We start from the raw sequence: 18,715 nt of genomic DNA, 5'->3' as shown, positions 1-18,715 counted from the left end.
TTCTTGTCCGTTTCCCCCGCTTTGGGAGAACTTGAAGTTCTGCCTGCGCCGTAGAATCATGTGGAGGGTAATCTTCTTTAGGTTGTTAAGATTGCTGCTCAGATTGGCTCCTTGTCACCCTTAAGCGAATTGCCTATTACCGATTCATCTTGTTCTTTTTTAGGTTGGTGAAGCTCAATGCCCATCGATTAACTTCATTATTGGGCGATCGCCCAATACACACCACTCAAGTTCTTTGAATTAAAACGTAATTTAATAGCTAGGAGCAATTGAACCTGATATACTTCAGCCAAGATGGAATCATTCGCCTGTCGATCTGTGTTGCTAAAACTCTTTGCCAAGCCTTGATTGAAGAAACGCCCGGTTTATAAAGAGTTTTGTATCCCTTCATGCATATATCCACGATATCTGCTGTTTAATAAAGGTATATTGCACTTGACCTAATCACATCCATGACTATTGCAATTGCTGTAATTGTCCTCGGAGTCCTGACACAAGCGGTTGTTTTGGCGACATCAGGGTCATCGCGGGTTCGGTTTAACCAAAAGTGTCAAACTTGTGGTTATCAGATTCCACCGATGGAACTATCTCCTGCATTCCACGATTGCCCAGAATGTACTCGCTTATCTAGCCTTAGTGACTCACTGCCCCGCTTGTAGGCTTTACTTTTTTGAGTAGCAGCACCAACAGCGCAGCCGCAAACAAAGTAAAGCCCATGAACAGGAAGCAGTCGTTGAAAGACTGGACATTTGCTTCCCGACGAACAATGTTCGCAATTTGAGCAATTGCCTGGTTGTGAGCTGTCACCGCATCAGCACCTCGATCGCTAAAAATCTGCGTCAGTTGATCAATTCGCTCCAGTGTAATCGGATTTGAGAGAGAGACATTATCCACTAAACGATTGGAGTGAAATCGTTCCCGCTGTGATTGCAGCGTTCCCAAAATGGCAATGCCAACCGAGCCGCCCAAGTTCCGTGCCATGTTGTAAATGGCTGAGGCAGAGCCAATCTGTTTGGGTTCAATGCCAGCCGACGAAATACTGGAAAGTGGCGTGAGGAGCAGGGGTTGCCCCAAAGCTCGCACAATCTGGGCTGGGATCAGTTGAGCGATTCCCGTGTCGTGAGTCATATAAGAGTTCATAAAACAACTGATTCCAAATAGCGATAGTCCAACGGCGACTAGCAACCGTAGGTCAAACCGTTGCATCAGCTTGGGTACAAACGGTGTAATGAAAAGCTGTGGAATGCCTGCCCATGCAATAGTTTCACCAATTTGCACGGCGTTGTACCCCTGCACAGTTGAGAGGTAAAGTGGCAGGATGAAGGTTGACCCATACAAGCCAAATCCCAGCGCCAGAGCAATCGCGATCGCCAAGCCGAAGTTCCGTCGCCCAAGGAGTCGCAAATTGAGCAACGGTTGCTTGCGCCTAAACTGGATAATCACAAACAACGGCAGCATGATTGCTGCAATGATGGCAGCTTGCTGAATCTCCTCAGAGCCAAACCAGTCTTTGCGATTTCCTTCATCCGCAAAGAACTCGAAGGACGCAAACCCGATTGCCATTGTGATAATGCCCCACCAATCGCCGTTTCGCAAAATATTGAGCTGCATCGGCTTGGGAGCTAGCCCGTACCAGACTCCAGCAATGAGCAATAGACCTGGAATTATATTGAGATAGAAAATATACTCCCAACCGTAATTGTCCGTGAGCCAGCCGCCAATCGTGGGGCCAATCGAGGGCGCAAAGGTTGCTGTGATGGAGAATAACGATAAGCCAATCGGTTGCTTAGAGGGTGGCAGCGTTATCAAGATCACGGTAAACGCCATTGGGATCAATACTCCCCCGGTAAATCCCTGTCCTGCCCGAAACAAAACCATCATCGGCAGGTTGACAGCGAAAGCACAAGCGATCGAAAATATTAGGAACAAAGTGGCATTCACAAGCAAATATCGCCGCACCGAAAACACTTGCGCTAGCCACCCAGACATGGGAATCACGACAATTTCAGCCAGCAGATAGCCCGTAGAAATCCACGATCCTTCATCAATGGTGGCACCCAACGCGCCTGTAATATCTTTGAGAGAGGCATTCGTCACCTGAATATCCAGCACTGCCATGAATGCCCCCAACAAGGTTGCCATCACCCCAACCCATTCTTTAAAAGAAACGGGTCGGTCTGAAGCTTTTTGGGCAGGGCGAGAGGACAATGCTTGGGAACGATTAGCATTTGTGTTAGCCATAGGGTAACCTCTGGTATGACTGAGTAGTAATTAACGGCTGTTAAAGCGGTGGTAAATCCTGATTCACTGCGTATCAACGGTGGCAACAACCGACATTCCTGGCGCAATCCGAGTTTCGTAGCCGCGAATGCTGTCTGGGTCGAATACAACTTTCACTGGAATGCGCTGCACAATCTTCGTGAAATTACCGGTCGCATTGTCCGGTGGCAAAAGCGCAAATTTGGCTCCAGAAGCGGGAGATAAACTATCGACTTTGCCCCTAAACGAATGATGGGGAAAGGCATCTACCTTGATTTCAACAGCCTGTCCGGGCTGCATATTTTCCAACTGGGTTTCCTTAAAGTTGGCAACAATCCAAGGCGTTAGCTGCACTACGGACATTAAGGTTTGTCCAGGCTGAACCCGTTGTCCAACCTGGACAGTTTTGTTGCCGATTCGTCCAGCTATAGGAGCTACGATCGAGGTATAGGATAGTTGCAAGTCTGCATTCTTTAATTCGGCTTTTGACTCAGCGATCGCTGCTAGTGCAGCTTTATACTGCCGTCGATTCACCTCTGTTTGCTTTCCAGTTGCGTTGGCTTGTTGCAGGTTGCCTTTGGTGGAATTCAGTTTCGCTTCAGCATTAGAAAGATTTTTTTGAGCCTGCACCACTCTCGCTTGAGCCTGCTTAATTTGCTCGCTGATAGCGTTGTACTGCGCCAACGTTGATTCGTAGGTTGCTTTAGCAGTATCAGCCTGTTGTTGAGGAACAGCACCATCGACAGAAAGAGCCGTGTAACGCTTGTAATCCAGGTCGGCTTTAATCAAATTTGCCTTGACTTGAGCCAGTTGAGCCTGGGCAGCGGGTACCCCTGCCTGTGCTTCTGCTAAAGCGGCTTGTGCAGTAGAAACAACTGCTGCCGCCGCATTAATATTTCCCTGTGCTTCTGTGGTCTGTCCCACTGCATTTGTTGCCGTCACACTAATATTGGCTTGGGCAACTGCCGCTTGCTGCTGGGCTGATGTTAAAGCTGCCGCTGACCGTTGTCGCGCTAGATCGTAGTCACGCGGGTCTAACTTCACGAGCAGTTTCCCCTGTGATACCTGTTGATTATCGTCTACTTCAATATCGACTACGGTTCCATTAATGCGAGCGTTGATCGGATGGATATAGGATGTAACATAGGCATCATCGGTTGATTCGTGAACCGAGGCATAGCGCCACCAGCGGTAGCCAAAAGTAGCACCAGCAATTAACCCTATGCCTAGTAAGCCAAACAATATCCACTTGCGGCGGCGATGTTGATGGGGTGGATTCGGGGAAATCGGCGGTAATTCAGCAGTTGCAATACCAGAAGACTCTTCCTTGTCCAGCACTGGCGGTTTGCGTCCGTTACGAGATTGGTTTTCGTTAGTTGAGTTAGTCGGTTCCATTGGTTTTAAGATATATACGTAGTTGTTAGTCAATTTAAGTACGGGTCGTTAAGACGTTGGCCACTCGCCATGTTTCTGTCACAAATTTGCTTACTTTTCATTCTTAGGCGAGTACTCGATTTACACCACTCAAGTTCTGTGAGTTAAAACGCGATTTAATTGTTCTGTGGTTGAAGAAGACCGCAGAAAATGAGCCACAAGCAATAAAACCTGGTATAATCCAACCAAAATGAAATCATTTGCCTGTAATCTGTGTTGCTGAAACTCCCTGTCAGTTCTTGATTAACAAAACGCCCGATATCTTAAGAAAAGATTCGCTAATTCCTTTGCACCATCGGCTGATCTATGGATTCCAACTCATCAAAAACTAGACGAGGTTCTTCCACTTCTTTGCGAGTGCGAGGAGCCATCCTATCGCCTCAGGGGTGGCAAAAGTTTCAGGCGGCAAAACAGCAGGCGGAATCCGACGAAACCTTGGGTAAGCGCTTCACCCAGGAAGATTTAAGTGATCGCACTGGACTCTCCCTAAATACCCTCGCTCGCATTTTCAAGCGCAAACTGGGAGTAGATCGTCAGTCATTAGAGTATCTGTTCCGGGCGTTTGGGCTGGAATTGATGCAAACAGACCTGACATCCCCTACCTCATCCCAAGAGACTCTAAGCCGATGGACAAATCCCCAACAGGACTGGGATACGGCAGTCGATGCCTCAGCGTTTTATGGGCGTGAGGCAGAACTGACGCAACTGTGGCAGTGGATTGTATCTGAGCGTTGCCGAATAGTCGGGTTGTTGGGCATTGGCGGCATTGGCAAAAGTACGATCTCCGTCAAAGCTGCGCTGCAAATGCAGACAGAATTTGAGATTGTCGTGTGGCGCTCCCTGGCTAATGCACCACCAGTGGATGAACTCCTATCGAGCCTGCTGAAGTTTATCATGCCGCTTTTTGGGGAAGATCCGATAGTTCCCACCACGCTTGCTCAACAGCTTTCCAAACTGATGCAATATCTACGATCGCGTCGGTGTTTATTGTTGCTCGATAATGCCGAAACCATTTTACAGCGTGAGCCAGTGGGACAATGGCAATTGGGCTACGAAGGTTACGGACAATTGCTCAGAGCCATTGGCGAAGCGTCTCACCAAAGTTGTTTGTTGCTCACTAGTCGAGAAAAGCCACGGGAAATGGCACTGATGGAAGGCGCACAGGCGCTAGTGCGATCGCTGACCTTGAGTGGGCTAACCCCTGCTGATGGACGCGCCATCTTTCGGCAAAAAGGAGCGTTTACAGGTTCAGAAGCCGAATGGCAGACTTTGATCCATCACTACGGCGGCAATCCTCTGGCATTGAAACTGGTGGCAGCCGCAATTGAGGATTTATTTAACGGCAGCATTACCGAGGTGTTGCCGTATCTGAGTCAGGGATTGGCTGTTTTTGAAGACATCCGCGATTTGCTTGCTCGTCAGTTTGATCGCCTTTCCGAATCCGAACAGAAAACACTGTCCTGGTTTGCAATTCATCGGGAGCCAGTCTCGATTGCAGATATTCGCGAGAACGTGGTCGATCCTGCTGCTCAACAAAGTGTACCTAATCTCATTAACTCACTACTGCGGCGATCGCTAATTGAAAAAAACGATGGGTTATTCTTCTTGCAACCGGTGGTGATGGAATATGTCACAGAGCGATTCGTGCAGCAAATTTGCATCGAATTCGAGACGCAGCAGCTTAACCTTTGGCAAACGCATCCCTTAGTGCGAGTACAAGCAAAAGATTACATTCGAGAGACTCAGACGCGCTTAATTGTGCAACCTGTGATGGAACGGCTGCTGTCTCGTTTTGGCAGTGTGGCGGTGATCGAGGCGCAAGCAAGGCATATATTAACGCAACAGGGAAACAAACCAGGATACACCGCAGGCAACCTAATTAACCTGCTGGTGCAGCTTCAAGTGGACTTACGCGGCTGGGATTTTTCCGGTCTTGTGGTGCAGCAAGCCGACTTACGGCAGGTCGATTTAGCCAAAGTCAACTTTCACAATGCTGACTTAGCCAAGTCCATCTTTTCAGAAACTTTCAGTGTTACAAGGTCGGTAGACCTGAGTCCAGACGGACAGACCATTGCCGTGGGCGATGCCAATGGCAACATCTATCTCTGGAATATCAGCACAACCCAACTGCTGGGCATCTTTTCAGGACACGTGGGCTTTGTTTGGTCGGTTGCCTTTAGTCCCGATGGCAGAACGTTAGCCAGCAGCAGTACGGATAGTTCGGTGCGCTTGTGGGATGTCCAGAGTGGACGATGCTTGCAGGTGCTCACAGACCATGAAGGTTGTGTTTGGTCGGTGAGCTTTAGTGCCGATGGTCAGCAATTGGCGAGTGGCAGTGAAGATAAAACGGTGCGCGTTTGGAATTTGCAAGGGCAGTGTCTGCGTGTCTTGAAGGGACACACTCAGAGCGTTTACGGTGTCCACTTCGCTCCTGATGGGCAAACCTTAGCCAGTAGCAGTAATGATACAACGGTTCGGATCTGGGATGCGAGCAATGGGAACTGCTTGAGTGTCTTGCAGGGGCATACCAGTGGAGTTCGGCGTGTGCGATATAGCCCAGATGGTCAACTGCTCGCCAGCGGATGCCGGGATGGGTCGATTCGATTGTGGAGCAATTATCTGTCCCACGATCGCCATCCAAAACCCGCTTTTAAGTTGCTTCATGGACATACCGATTTTGTTTGGGACATCGCCTTTAGCCCGGATGGTCGTTTGTTAGTGAGCGGTAGCCGTGATGGCACTCTGCGCCTTTGGAGTGTTCAAGACGAGCGACCCATCCATGTACTTGAAGGTCATAAGCATGATGTTTACGGGCTTGCTATCAGTGCTGACAGTCAATTGCTGGTTAGTGCAGGAGAAGACCAGACGGTGCGGCTGTGGCATTTGCAGAGTGGACGAAACCTGAAAACGTTACGTGGATATACTGGCGGGATTCACTCCCTGAGCCTCAGTTCGGATGACCAGATACTCGCCAGTAGTGGTCAGAATGAGATGATTCAGTTGTGGCATTTGCAACCAGATGGCAATCTGTCATCATTTCACCCCTACAAAACTTTTCCTAGCCCAACCCGTCGGATATCATCATTCAGCAACGTCAGCTTTAGTCCCGATAATCAAACGCTGGCGATCAATCGACACGATGAGTCGATCGCTTTATGGAATATCCAAACTGGGCAACTCGAACGATGGTCAGCGCACAACGCGGCAGTGTGGACAGTTCTGTTTAGCCCAATGGGACAAATTTTGGCAAGCAGTAGTTACGATCGCACCGTGCGGCTTTGGGATGTGCAAACGCATCATTGTTTACAGGTGTTACGCGGACACCAGAACGGTATTGCAGCGATCGCGTTTGACCCGGACGGTCAATGGTTGGCAAGTGGCAGTTCCGATCTTACTATTCGGTTCTGGGATGTGCAAACTGGAGAATGTTTGAGGGTATTGCAAGAACATACGGGAGCTGTTTTCACGCTGGCATTTGACAAGAGTGGTCATCAACTGGTAAGCGGCAGTCATGACCAAACCATTCGATTATGGGATATAGAAACAGGGGCGTGTCTGAAGGTTTTGCAGGGGCATACAGGATCTGTCTGGACGGTTGCCATCAGTCCCGACAGTCGATTCTTGGCAAGTGGCAGTGACGATCAAACCATTCGACTGTGGGATCTGCAAACGGGGCATTGCCTCCACATCCTGGATGAACATAACGGTTGGGTTCGGTCACTCATCTTTAGCTCTAACGCTCAAATCCTGTTCAGTAGTAGTGACGATCGCACAATCAAGCTTTGGGACGTGCAAACAGGATGGTGTATCAACACGTTGATGGTCAATCGTCTGTATGAAGGCATGAACATTCAAGGCGCAACTGGGTTGACAGTGGCTCAAAGAACGACTCTTAAAGCGTTAGGGGCAATTGAACATTGAAGCGATACACATCCAAATTCAGTGCCTTCGCTTGTGTTCAATGGTGTCTAGCAACTGTTGAAAGGTATTTAGCGATCGCGCCATTTCCTTGTCCACAAGTTGCTCAGTCTGTTCATCCGAGAGAATTTCTGTTTCGCTTGTTATAATTTGTTGATCGCTTTCACCGTCAATTTTCCTTATACGCAGCAGAGAAACCTTACGATACATCTCTAAAGTCGATGACGATAGCAGCATCACTTCTCAGCAACAAATTACTCCACCCTACACTTCGCCAGATTCTTTGAGCGGCAGCGATCGCAGTTTCAGCTTCAAATAACGTGTCAGGTGGCAGATCGACTTTTATAATCCGGGATTGGAAAGCTCCTGGTTTATTGTGCCAGGAACAATGGGGATTGTGCTGACAGTAATTGGCTCTCAGGCGGCGGCTTCATTAGTTGTGCGTGAAAAAGAAGCAGGAACAATCGAGCAACTGATGATGACACCTGCTTCTAACACCGAAGTAATACCAATTCAAAAAATGTTTGCGACAGATAGGGCATTCAAAATGAAATCATAGCCAGTTAGGGAAGCGGCAATCTGTGAGGTGAGTTGTGCAAGAAGTTGCCCAACCTTGGCTCGCAGCTTTTCTAAGTTATCAAATAGCTCCCATTTCAAGTCCTGTTTGAGGTGTTCCCAAACTCGCTCTATCGGGTTAAGTTCTGGAGAATGAGCTGGCTGGAACAACAGAATGAGGTTTTCTGGAATCTGCAACCGTTTAGCTTTATGAAACAAGCCGTTATCGACTTGGAGGATATTCAAGCTGTTAGGATAACAGGCGGCAAATTCATTGAGAAATTGCTGGTAACATTCAGTATCAACATGAGAGAATTGCCAAAATAAGCTTTCACCTGTAAGCGGTTCAACTGCGACCTAATGCCAAAATGCTTTGAACTGCCACTGCCACTCACCAATTGGCTTAACACCAGCAAGGGTAATCTTTCGTCCTTCAATTGTTTTTAGTCCAAACCGACTTTCATCTTGTACAAAATAACGTATGTTCTGGTAGTGCGGTAACATGATCGCCGCATATTCGCTAATCAGTTGCAGATCGTCAGCAAGGTTTTTTTAAATGCCTCAAGTTTTTGTTCGTCTTGTTTTTTATTACGTGGACGAGGCACTTTGAGTTTTGCTTTGAGCTTGTAACGCGTCAAATGATGTACCGTTGCGTATTCGGCTTGTACCCCTAATACTGAATCTAACCAATGTTGAATTTGCGTATAACGTTGGAACCCACCTTCAGGTTCTTCAAGTTGTTTTTTCAGGCTCGATACTGCCCAATCTGGTATGGTTCTGGTTCGACCTGAACTTGTCCTAAATTCAACCACTGCCTCTATTCCTCCTGCTCGATAATCTGCCAACCATCGATGTATGGTACCTCGGTGTTTTCCTAATATTTTAGCGATGCCTTCGGCGGCAAGCTACGCACTTACCTTCATCTCTTGGGATTTAATCAGATACAGTGCTTGGATGCGTTCTTTGAGTCGAGCATTTTTCTGTTGGCGAACTAACCCTTCGAGTTCTTCCACACTTTCTTGGATCTCGATATGCACTACCCCTGTCATCATTCACCCTGAATACTACCTAATTTTACATTTACCATCTGTCGCATTCTTTTTTCAAATTGGTATAATCCTGGCAAAAATTGCTCCTCTGCTGGTTTTACTCACCTTTGATGCAGTTATTGCCTTGATTGTGGGCAGAATTGCTTTCAATCTGCCATTTCGAGGAAACTTTCTCGTTTTTATTAGCATTTCCATACTCTACTTTTTCGTAGGAATCAGTATCGGCATTATCATTGCCAGCTATGCCAAAAGTGAGCAACAGGCACTGTTAACAACATTTTTCGTCAACCCGCCTCTAGTGCTGTTATCTGGTGGTAACTCACCTATTTTGGCTATGCCAACTTTTATGCAATGGCTCTCATACCTCGATCCAATGCGCTACTTTATCGAAGTTTGTCGTGGTGTATTGCTTAAAGGAGTTGGATTTGAAGCTTTGTGGCCACAGGTACTGATTTTGTTGGTCTTTGCTACGGTACTGATGACTCTAAGTATTCGCCAGTTTCGCCATCAATTAACGTAGCGATTTTGTATAGTGACATATTATACCAATTTTAAAAACAATTTAACAAAGATAAGGGAGGGGCAAAGAGCGATCGCTTCTAGCACTATCACTATAGGTTGGAGCGATCGCTCTTTCAGTTACACAAAATTGAGAACGCTCGCTTTATCTTTTATCAGTAGCTTTCAGCTTACCTCAAAGATGCTTCTATACTCTGATTTATCGGCTCAATGATGGGAATATTTTATGTCAAGCGTATTACCATGAATTTTTGTAAAAAAAAATTTTAGATTCCGTAAAAGTATCAACTAAGTTGAAAAATTAAATGTAAGCGATTCTACTAGCGTGCCAGTGCCAGAGGCTGATTGTTGAGCAAACTGCATCTGCTAATAAGACATTGAAAAAACGAAAAGAGGTAAATATGAAAGACAAACAGACAAGCCTAGAAGATATCGATTTCGCCACTGAACTTAGTATGAGTGAGCTAGAAGCAATCAATGGCGGTGCTGGCGTTCTGACGCAAGAACAGTCAAACGATCCTCAAGGTAGGCCTACACCGTCGGCTCCTACTGGGACAAGAGAACCACTAGCAGAAGACAGTATTATAACCAAATATGAATATCCAACAATAACCATTTGATTTATCTATCCCCATCAATTTTTCTTTGACAAATCGCAATCTGCGCCAGAGTAAAGCCCGATCTTTTAAAGGATGGCAATCATGGGTCTAATTTGGTCAAATTGGTGCTGTCGGTTTAGAGTAGCCAGTTTTGTAGCCGGATGTGCAGCAGTATGCTATGCATCCGGAGATTTTGCCTTAGCTCAGATTACCCCTGATTCCACCTTAGGTGCGGAAAGTTCTATGCTAACCCCAAACGTTAGCATAGATGGTCTTCCTGCCGATCGGGTTGATGGCGGAGCTAGAAGAGGTGCAAGCTTATTTCACAGTTTCCAACAATTCAATGTTGGCGATGGACAACGAGTCTTTTTCGCTAATCCTGCGGGAGTTGAAAACATTTTCAGTCGAGTGACTGGAACTAACCCCTCAGCGATTCTGGGAACACTGGGTGTTAACGGTGCAGCAAATCTGTTTTTACTTAACCCCAATGGTATGATTTTTGGCCCTAATGCTAGACTTGACCTTCGTGGTTCTTTTTTGGCAAGTACTGCTAGGGGCATCAAATTTAATGATGGGATAGAATTTAGCACCACTGATCCCTCTGCGCCTCCTTTGCTAACGCTCAATGTTCCGATTGGTTTGCAATATGGAAAAGATCCAGGCAGAATTCTCGTACAAGGGCAAGGTAATGAACTGAGAATTAATCAAGAGACTGGCGAGGTACTTGAGGTCAACCGCACTGGTGGTTTAGAGGTGGAACCCCATCAAACCTTGGCTCTAGCTGGTGGTGAAGTTGTGCTGGAAGGCGGAAGTTTGAGTGCCGAATCAGGGCGAGTTGAAGTTTGGAGTGTCCAAGGAGAAAGTTTATTAGGTCTTACCTCAACGAACGCAGGTTGGGAATTGAGCGATCGGGGTGTACAAAACTTCCAAGACATCCGCCTCTCCCAAGCTGCTGCTATTGATACTAGTGGTGCTAGAGGTGGCCAAATTCAAATCCAGGGGCGGCGAGTAGCGTTAGAAGATGGTTCATTGGTTTTGTCCCTGACACGGGGTGAGGGAAGCGGAGGAACTATTAGCATCAGAGCTTCTGAGTCTATCCAAGCCAGTGGAACTGCCCCCAATGGCGAAGCTAGTGTCTTTTTAACTGAGACAACAAGTGTGGGAAAAGCTGGTGATGTAGAAATTAACACGGGAAGCCTGATTCTGCTAAATGGGGCACAAGTATCATCTGGTACTTTTAACCTAGGCAGTGGCGGAAATATTATCGTCAATGCAAGAGAGTTAGTTGAAGCGGCAGGAATTGCTGCAACTGGAAATTTTACCAGTGGCTTATTTTCTGCTGCTAATGTAAGTACTGGTGAGGGCGGTACAGTGAAGGTAACAACGAAGCGGCTGGTGCTCGAGGATGGGGCCCAGATCAGCGCCACTACTTTTAGTCAAGGGCGTGGGGGAAATGTAGTGGTGAGTGCTTCTGAATCAGTAGAAGCGATGGGCATTGCTCCAATTGGGTCTAGCGGCTTATTTGCTGCTAGTGTGAGTACTGGTGAGGGCGGTAAAGTAGAGATTAACACAAGCAAGCTGACACTCCAGAATGGAGCACAGGTAAATGCTACAGCATTTAATGAAGGTAACGGGGGCGATGTGCTCGTCAATGCGGCAGAGTTTGTAAAAGTAATTGGCATTGGCATTGAAGATGGGAATATTGCCAGCAGTTTGGGAGCACAGACCCTAGGGAGCGGAAACGGCGGCAAAGTAGAGATTAATACAAGAAACCTAATACTCCAAGATGGGGCCCAGATAAGTGCCGCAACTGAAGATCGGGGTCGCGGGGGTGATGTGCTTGTAAATGCCTCGGAATCAGTGAAGGTAATTGGCATTGCTCGAAATAGAAATTTTCCTAGTAGCTTGGCAGCACAAACACGGGGTACTGGGGATGGTGGTACTGTAACAATTAACACCGGAAGGTTGATTATCCAAGATGGGGCACGGGTAACTGCCACAACTTTTAAACAGGGTCGTGGGGGCAATGTACTGGTAAATGCCTCGGAGTCAGTGGAAACCATTGGTTTTGGAAGTGGTTTGAGGGTACAGACCCAAGGTGCTGGGGACGGTGGTACTTTAACGGTCAACACTAAACGGTTTCTAGCCAGTAAAGGAGCGCAAACTTTAGCTACTGCTTTTAATAACAGCACAGGCAATGGAGGAAACATTAAGATCCAAGCTTCCGAGGTAGAATTAATTGGCACCTCTGATAATGGTGAGCCTACCATTGTGTTTGCTACCGCCAGAGGTACGGGCGATGGAGGCGAAATTAGAATTGAAACGGCTCGATTAATTCTTAAACAAGGAGCGCAGATAGGGGCTGGGACTTTTAGTAGTGGTCGGGGTGGAGATGTTTTTGTCAAAGCCTCTGATTCGGTTGAACTTGTTGGCACTGTTCCACAGCTTGCCAATCGAGATTTTTTTCGAGATCAGTCGCTTCAGCAGTTTCCTAGCGGTTTATTTACTAGCTCTGAAGATATCGGCACTGCTGGCAAATTGAGGATTGAGACTGATAGGTTGACGCTTCGAGATGGAGCTGAAATTAGTGTGAACAATCAGGAAGTAGGAAATGCAGGCAATTTAGAAGTAGTAGCTCGCAATCTCCTGCTAGATAACAAAGCGGCTCTCTCAGCGACAACTAAATCAGGTCAGGGCGGAAATATTACACTCAAAATCGATGACCTCTTGTTATTACGCCGCAACAGTCAAATCTCAACTACCGCAGGTATCGATCGCGCTGGTGGAGATGGGGGCAACATTTTGATTGATAGTGGCTTGATAGTTGCAATTCCTAATGAAGACAGCGATATCACTGCTAATGCGTACCAGGGACGGGGAGGTAATATTAACATCACAACTCAAGGCATCTTTGGTCTTGAGTTTCGCAATTTTGAGACTAATCTGAGCGATATTACCGCTAGTTCAGAGTTTGGGATAGCTGGAGTTGTAAATATAAATATCTTGGATGTTAACCCTGCTCAAGGATTAACCGAATTACCAACAGAAATCATTGATGTTTCTGGGCTGATAGCGCAGGATTTCTGCCGTGTTGTTGGGAAGAATAGCGAATTTGTGGTTACAGGTCGTGGCGGTTTACCTAGTTCTCCTAACGAACCTCTCAGGGCTAATGCTCCTTGGGAAGATTTACGCTTAATAGAGGAGAGCCAACCAACAGCGTTTACATTACCGCCAGCAGCTAGGAGCGAGCAACCAAAGATTAAGGACAACCAACCAGAGACAATTGTGGAAGCTCAAGGTTGGATTAGCTCGTCGAATGGCAATGTGCTGCTGACGGCAAAACCTGTAACAGTTACTTTTGGGGGGCTGTGGTTGCATCCGCTAGACTGCCAACGGTGGAAGCAAAGCAGCAGGAGTTGAAAAAATGAAGCTGCTGATTCGGTTAATTGCGATCGCTCTTTTAGGGTTACTCTTAAGTTTAGGTATCCATACCCTAAAGCCGATCAGTGCTCAACCAGTAGCGCCGCATCAGGAATCGGCGTTGATGCAAGCGGGTAACCAACACTACGATGCTGGTCAGTTTTTGGAAGCGGCTCAGGTATGGCAACAAGCTGCACAAAGATATGAAAAAATAGGCGAACGCACTCATCAAGCTTTAGCCTTAAGCTTTGTCTCCTTGGCTACGCAACAACTCGGACAATGGCAACAAGCACAAGCAGCAATTGATACAAGTTTATCTCTGCTGAACAACACAGATAAAGCCAGCGATCGCATCCATGCTCAAGTATTGAATGCTCTTGCACGTCTGCAATTAGTGGGAGGTAAAGCAGAACAAGGACAAGACTCTGCCCAAGCGGCTCTAAAAACTTGGCAACAGGCGGAGACTCTCTACAGAAAAGCTGACGACTCGGTGGGGACGATTGGTAGCCAGATTAATCAAGCTCAAGCACTGCAAACTTTAGGGCTTTACCGTCAAGCCAGGAAATTATTAGTACAAATTCGCCAAACTTTAGAACAATCCCCAGACTCGCGTTTGAAGATTACTGGTCTACGCACTTTAAGCGATATCTTCCAACAAGCAGGACAGTTACAAGACTCGCAAAAGTTGCTGACACAGGCTTTAGCAATAGCTGAAAAATTAGGATTGCAACAAGAAAAGAGCCTAACTTTACTGAGTTTAGGAAATACAGCTCGTGCCCAAAAACAAACTCCAACAGCTGTGGAGTTTTACCAACAAGTAGAAACAGTTGCAGGTGATAAATTTCCCCTGCTCAAGATGCAAGCACAACTAAATCGCTTGAGCTTACTAATTGAAACGCGCCAGTGGAATTTAGCTCAGAGTTTAGCGTCACAAATTCCGCAACCCTTAGCGATTTTGCCTCCTGGTCGGTCTACTGTTAACGCCCAAGTCAATTTAGCTAAGAATTTGATATGTCTGCAACTCCAACGCAGTACACCTATTTGCCCTTTACCGACAGACAGGGAAAATCAACCCTCCCGTTCTCAAGTTATAAATGAGTCATCGAACTCAGTAATTATTGCGCTGTTGAATGCGGCGGTGCAACAAGCCGACAACCTCCAAGACCGCCGCACCCAGTCTTATGCTTTGGGAAATCTCGGTCAGTTTTATGAAGAACGAGGCGAATGGCAAACAGCGAAAGAATATACTGTTAAAGCCTTAAATCTCTCTCAGCAAATTCAGGCTGGTGATATTAGCTACCAATGGCAGTGGCAGTTAGGAAGACTACTTAAACAAGAAGATATCACAGGAGCCATCGCGGCTTACTCCCAAGCTGTTAAATCTCTGCAATCAATCCGCAGTGATTTAGTAACTCTTAATGCTGATATTCAGTTTGGCTTTCGAGAGGAAGTAGAACCAGTTTATCGGGAGCTAGTTGATTTACTCTTGCAAGCCGAGACTCCCAGCCAAGAAAATCTCAAGCAAGCCCGTCAAGCCATTGAAGCACTCCAGTTAGCTGAACTCGACAACTTCTTTCGCGATGCTTGCGCTCAAGCCAAGCCAGAACAACTCGATAAAATTGTAGACAGCGCCGCTACGCCAACAGCCGTCTTTTACGGAATTGTTTTGCCAAACCGCTTAGAGTTCATTCTCAAGTTACCTCAGCAATCTAACTTGCTGCATTACAGAACTAAAGTTTCTCAAGCAGAAGTCGAAAGTACCTTAAAACAACTGCAACAGAAGCTAACCCAGCCTAAACCCTCGAAAGAACTGCCGCAATTATCTCAGCAAGTATATAACTGGCTACTTCGCCAAGCTGAACCCGATTTAGCGAAAAGTGGTATTAATACTTTAGTATTCGTATTAGATTTTTCTTTGCAGAATATTCCCCTCGCTGTTCTGGATGACGGTAAACAATATTTAGTTGAGAAATATGCACTAGCTCTGAGTCCGGGTTTACAGCTCATAGAATCTCAGCCTTTAACGCAGATTAAGCTGAATGTGTTGACAGCTGGGGTAAGCGAAAGCCGTAGCGTTGCGGGTAGAAACTTTGATTCCCTCACCCAAGTTCCTGCGGAACTGGCACAAATTCAGGCGGAAGTAGCCAGAAGTAAGAAACTGCTGAACTCTGACTTAAGCGCCACTAACTTGAAAACGGCGGTTGAGTCAGTTCCTTTCTCTGTGATTCACCTCGCTACCCACGGCAATTTTAGTTCTAACCCCGACGAAACCTTTGTATTGTTGTGGGATCGCTTGCTGCAAGCCAAGAATTTTGACCAATTACTTGGAATAGGCGATCGCATAAATCCGCGAGCCATTGAATTATTAGCGCTGAGTGCTTGTGAAACCGCCACTGGCGACAAACGCGCTACATTAGGTTTAGCCGGAATTGCAGTCAGAGCCGGAGCGCGCAGCACATTAGCAACACTTTGGCAAGTCAAGGATGAGTCTACGGCTGCATTGGCTATTCAATTTTATAAGGTTTTAAAAGATCGCAAGTTGACGAAAGCGCAAGCATTGCGGCAAGCGCAACTGTATTTGATAGAGAAGCATCCTAATACTAATTATCGGCTACCTTATTACTGGGCACCCTTCGTTTTAGTAGGTAATTGGTTGTAGCCTACATTTTACAGCCCAGAATTATCAACATTCTCTCGCATACCCGACATATTGCCCGTAGGCGACGGCGGGATGTAGGGATAATCAGGGATATTATGGAAGTGCTGATTAAATGCGATCGCTTACAATAGACTTCTTGCAGAAGTCGGTTAAAGGGAAAGGGGAAAAGGGGAAAGGAACTCAAAACCCTTTCCCTTTAACCCCTTCGGGGTTCGCCAGTCGCTCATGGGGGAAACCCCCAAGACCGCGCTGGCTCACCTTTTCCCTTTCTCCTCTCTTGCAAAAATATATTTTTACAAGAGATCTAATGTGTTGAGCTATTTTATCCAAGAATCTTTGTAGGGGCACGGCACCCGAAATATTTTTCACAACAACACAATGTTACTAGCGCCGTGCCCCCACCGTGTAATTGATAAACACCCCAATAATGCTATTTAGCCAGATTTACCTTTTAACCTTTGACTTACTTTCATCCTTTCTCGGCTTTTTCTCCTCCAAGCTTTTGACTTTGACCAACACCGGAATATATTGTTGAATCAGCCACGTTAAAGTCTCAAGTGTTGAGTTACCTTGGTCAATACGGGTTTTGGCTTGTAAGCCAATGAGGAATAGTTGCATTGCCAGTAACAAAGCAATGATTTTACCGAGAAATTCTTGGCGTTGGGGTTTCATGTGTTTGTCCCTCAAAGAGTTGGTAGCTAAAGCATCTCTTTGGGGTCGCGTCCTTAAGCAAATACCCCAAACTCTGGGAAAATGCTTTAAAATCAGGATTCAATAAGCTTGGGGTAGCGAGTTTTTCTTTGGGGTAGCCCTAAACTTTCTGGTCAATTTTGGGAATGCAATGGCGCGAGAACCTAGCAAAGGCCCTGTAATTCAAAAGCGAGTTAAGCGTCTGTTGGCGGCGTTGCTGTGTTTCGCGGCTGGGGAATTTGCAGAAGATAACTTTAATATTGAGTACCACTGGAAAGAAGAAGACAGTGCTAACCCCAAGCTGACTATTAAAACAACTCTGGTGACATTGGAGTTGTTGACGCAAAAAGACGAATATCCAGGTAAGTTAACTAAAACGCAAATCCGCGAAGCGCTGAACTTACTCAAGGATTTTGTCAAAATTCTCGAAGATAACCGCATTCAAACCCAGGGTTCTGATGACTGGCACTTTACTTTAAAGTTATGCTCAAGGGATAAAGAAAAGAACCTGAAACGGTTTGATGAGGTATGGGAAAACAGCAGATCAAATAAATCTAAACAACTAGAAGCTAATTTCACTCAAGATGAGGGTGTTGCTGTTGTACCCCAAACTAAACTGGCGATATTTCAAGCGCCACCTTTACCTGCACACTTTGTAGAACGCCCAGAATACAGCGATGATTTAAAAACTCGCCTCCTCACAGAAAATAATCGCACATTGGTAATTACGGCAATTCACGGCTTGGGTTCTGTGGGTAAATCGACTTTAGCCGCAGCTTTAGCAGTAGATGCAGAAATACAAACGCGGTTTTGTGACGGTATTCTGTGGGCTACATTAGGTCAACAGCCCGATGTGCTGTCTTTAGTTAGTGGCTGGGTGCAAGCATTAGGAGACTATAGCTTTAAACCTACCAGTGTAGAAGCAACTACTAATCATCTGCGGACGCTGCTTTATGACAAAGCCGTGTTGCTGGTGGTTGACGATGCTTGGAATACGCAAGATGCTCCAGCATTTAATGTTGGCGGTGCGCGGTGTCAGGTTTTAGTAACAACTCGTGAAGCAGCAATTGCCGATGCCTTAGCAGCCAACATTTACAGCCTGGATATAATGAAACCAAGTCAGGCTATGGCATTGCTGACGAAGAAATTAAGACGCGAGATTATAGGTGCAGAACGTCAGTCAGCCAAAAATTTAGCCAAAGGCGTTGGTTATCTCCCCCTAGCGTTGGAACTCGCAGCCGCCGAAGTTGCCTGTGGTACAACTTGGGATGAACTATTGGCAGATATTCGGCAAGAGGTAGCGAGATTAACAAGTTTTGACCGACCGGAAGCCCAAGAAATTACCGATGAGGCGAGTTTAAAACGCCTGAGTTTAACGGCATCATTAAACTTGAGTGTTAAGCGAATGCCTCAAGAAAAGCAGCAGCATTTCGCTTGGTTGGGGGTGTTGCCGGAGGATGTCAACATTAATAAGATGATGGCAGCGACGCTGTGGGCAATGGATGAGCGTGATGCTGCCAAGATGTTGCAATATTTACGGAATAAAGCATTGCTATTAACAGGAGTACCGCTTGCTGATGGTACGCCTACCTATCGGTTACATGACTTATTCC

14 protein-coding genes and 1 pseudogene are annotated in these 18,715 nt (G+C 46.4%); 8 read left to right on the top strand and 7 right to left on the bottom strand.

The window, feature by feature from the left end; all coding sequences use genetic code 11:
• Positions 1-452: 452 nt before the first annotated feature.
• Positions 453-659 (top strand): hypothetical protein, encoded by a 207-nt coding sequence (locus BV372_RS35260; RefSeq protein ID WP_143845143.1) that lies wholly within the window; start codon positions 453-455, stop codon positions 657-659.
• On the opposite strand, the gene BV372_RS15620 is transcribed toward BV372_RS35260, so the two are convergent.
• Both BV372_RS15620 and BV372_RS15615 read right to left on the bottom strand, forming a co-directional pair.
• Positions 634-2,241, bottom strand: coding sequence for an MDR family MFS transporter (locus BV372_RS15620; protein ID WP_086687417.1), 1,608 nt, complete (start codon positions 2,239-2,241; stop codon positions 634-636). The genes BV372_RS35260 and BV372_RS15620 overlap by 26 nt on opposite strands.
• Before the next feature lie 63 nt (positions 2,242-2,304).
• Positions 2,305-3,654, bottom strand: a complete 1,350-nt coding sequence (locus BV372_RS15615; protein ID WP_086687416.1) for an HlyD family secretion protein — start codon at positions 3,652-3,654, stop codon at positions 2,305-2,307.
• A 345-nt stretch (positions 3,655-3,999) separates the two neighbouring features.
• Between BV372_RS15615 and BV372_RS15610 the strand changes: the two genes are divergently transcribed.
• On the top strand, positions 4,000-7,614 hold the full coding sequence (locus BV372_RS15610; RefSeq protein ID WP_086687415.1) for an NB-ARC domain-containing protein: 3,615 nt from the start codon (positions 4,000-4,002) through the stop codon (positions 7,612-7,614).
• A gap of 18 nt (positions 7,615-7,632) precedes the next feature.
• Here the strand turns inward: BV372_RS15610 and BV372_RS15605 are convergent, their stop codons facing one another.
• A complete protein-coding gene (locus tag BV372_RS15605) occupies positions 7,633-7,848 on the bottom strand; it encodes a hypothetical protein (RefSeq protein ID WP_143845141.1) in 216 nt (71 codons plus the stop codon).
• Positions 7,849-7,987: 139 nt separating this feature from the next.
• Between BV372_RS15605 and BV372_RS35255 the strand changes: the two genes are divergently transcribed.
• On the top strand, positions 7,988-8,170 hold the full coding sequence (locus BV372_RS35255) for an ABC transporter permease subunit (RefSeq protein ID WP_306298978.1): 183 nt from the start codon (positions 7,988-7,990) through the stop codon (positions 8,168-8,170).
• Here the strand turns inward: BV372_RS35255 and BV372_RS38380 are convergent.
• From BV372_RS38380 to BV372_RS37140, 3 genes and pseudogenes are all read right to left on the bottom strand, one after another.
• A pseudogene (locus tag BV372_RS38380) lies at positions 8,125-8,454 on the bottom strand (transposase); the annotation flags it as partial. The gene BV372_RS35255 and the pseudogene BV372_RS38380 sit on opposite strands and share 46 nt — an antisense overlap.
• 69 nt (positions 8,455-8,523) lie before the next feature.
• The gene (locus tag BV372_RS36340) at positions 8,524-8,670 is read right to left on the bottom strand and encodes a hypothetical protein (RefSeq protein WP_179198108.1); all 147 of its coding nucleotides are present in this window, start codon (positions 8,668-8,670) and stop codon (positions 8,524-8,526) included.
• A 20-nt stretch (positions 8,671-8,690) separates the two neighbouring features.
• A complete protein-coding gene (locus BV372_RS37140) occupies positions 8,691-9,011 on the bottom strand; it encodes a winged helix-turn-helix domain-containing protein (protein ID WP_086687413.1) in 321 nt (106 codons plus the stop codon).
• Between the two features lie 10 nt (positions 9,012-9,021).
• Here BV372_RS37140 and BV372_RS37640 point away from each other — a divergent pair, with 10 nt between their 5' ends.
• From BV372_RS37640 to BV372_RS15575, 4 genes are all read left to right on the top strand, one after another.
• A complete protein-coding gene (locus BV372_RS37640) occupies positions 9,022-9,735 on the top strand; it encodes an ABC transporter permease (RefSeq protein ID WP_256973239.1) in 714 nt (237 codons plus the stop codon).
• Positions 9,736-10,135: 400 nt separating this feature from the next.
• The gene (locus BV372_RS15585) at positions 10,136-10,354 is read left to right on the top strand and encodes a hypothetical protein (RefSeq protein WP_086687412.1); all 219 of its coding nucleotides are present in this window, start codon (positions 10,136-10,138) and stop codon (positions 10,352-10,354) included.
• A gap of 81 nt (positions 10,355-10,435) precedes the next feature.
• The gene (locus BV372_RS15580) at positions 10,436-13,753 is read left to right on the top strand and encodes an S-layer family protein (protein WP_256973238.1); all 3,318 of its coding nucleotides are present in this window, start codon (positions 10,436-10,438) and stop codon (positions 13,751-13,753) included.
• A 4-nt stretch (positions 13,754-13,757) separates the two neighbouring features.
• A complete protein-coding gene (locus BV372_RS15575) occupies positions 13,758-16,412 on the top strand; it encodes a CHAT domain-containing protein (protein WP_086687410.1) in 2,655 nt (884 codons plus the stop codon).
• 444 nt (positions 16,413-16,856) lie between these two features.
• Here BV372_RS15575 and BV372_RS15565 read toward each other — a convergent pair whose 3' ends face one another.
• Positions 16,857-17,084, bottom strand: a complete 228-nt coding sequence (locus tag BV372_RS15565) for a hypothetical protein (protein ID WP_086687408.1) — start codon at positions 17,082-17,084, stop codon at positions 16,857-16,859.
• Positions 17,085-17,253: 169 nt separating this feature from the next.
• Here BV372_RS15565 and BV372_RS15560 point away from each other — a divergent pair.
• Positions 17,254-18,715: NB-ARC domain-containing protein (locus tag BV372_RS15560; protein WP_256973237.1), on the top strand; the 1,462-nt coding region annotated here is incomplete at its 3' end.

The sequence above is a fragment of the Nostoc sp. T09 genome (assembly GCF_002154695.1).
Classification (GTDB): domain Bacteria; phylum Cyanobacteriota; class Cyanobacteriia; order Cyanobacteriales; family Nostocaceae; genus Aulosira.
The sequence above is the reverse complement of the archived record's forward strand: the minus strand, read 5'-3'. Positions and strand labels throughout refer to the sequence as shown.

Excerpts from the sequence above, each read along its gene's own strand:
- BV372_RS15585 (WP_086687412.1), top strand. The coding sequence starts at position 10,136 with ATGAAAGACAAACAGACAAGCCTAGAAGATATCGATTTCGCCACTGAA.
- BV372_RS36340 (WP_179198108.1), bottom strand. The coding sequence starts at position 8,670 with ATGTTACCGCACTACCAGAACATACGTTATTTTGTACAAGATGAAAGT.
- BV372_RS37640 (WP_256973239.1), top strand. The coding sequence starts at position 9,022 with ATGGTACCTCGGTGTTTTCCTAATATTTTAGCGATGCCTTCGGCGGCA.
- BV372_RS15620 (WP_086687417.1), bottom strand. The coding sequence starts at position 2,241 with ATGGCTAACACAAATGCTAATCGTTCCCAAGCATTGTCCTCTCGCCCT.
- BV372_RS15610 (WP_086687415.1), top strand. The coding sequence starts at position 4,000 with ATGGATTCCAACTCATCAAAAACTAGACGAGGTTCTTCCACTTCTTTG.
- BV372_RS15615 (WP_086687416.1), bottom strand. The coding sequence starts at position 3,654 with ATGGAACCGACTAACTCAACTAACGAAAACCAATCTCGTAACGGACGC.
- BV372_RS15575 (WP_086687410.1), top strand. The coding sequence starts at position 13,758 with ATGAAGCTGCTGATTCGGTTAATTGCGATCGCTCTTTTAGGGTTACTC.
- BV372_RS15580 (WP_256973238.1), top strand. The coding sequence starts at position 10,436 with ATGGGTCTAATTTGGTCAAATTGGTGCTGTCGGTTTAGAGTAGCCAGT.
- BV372_RS15605 (WP_143845141.1), bottom strand. The coding sequence starts at position 7,848 with ATGCTGCTATCGTCATCGACTTTAGAGATGTATCGTAAGGTTTCTCTG.
- BV372_RS15565 (WP_086687408.1), bottom strand. The coding sequence starts at position 17,084 with ATGAAACCCCAACGCCAAGAATTTCTCGGTAAAATCATTGCTTTGTTA.
- BV372_RS35260 (WP_143845143.1), top strand. The coding sequence starts at position 453 with ATGACTATTGCAATTGCTGTAATTGTCCTCGGAGTCCTGACACAAGCG.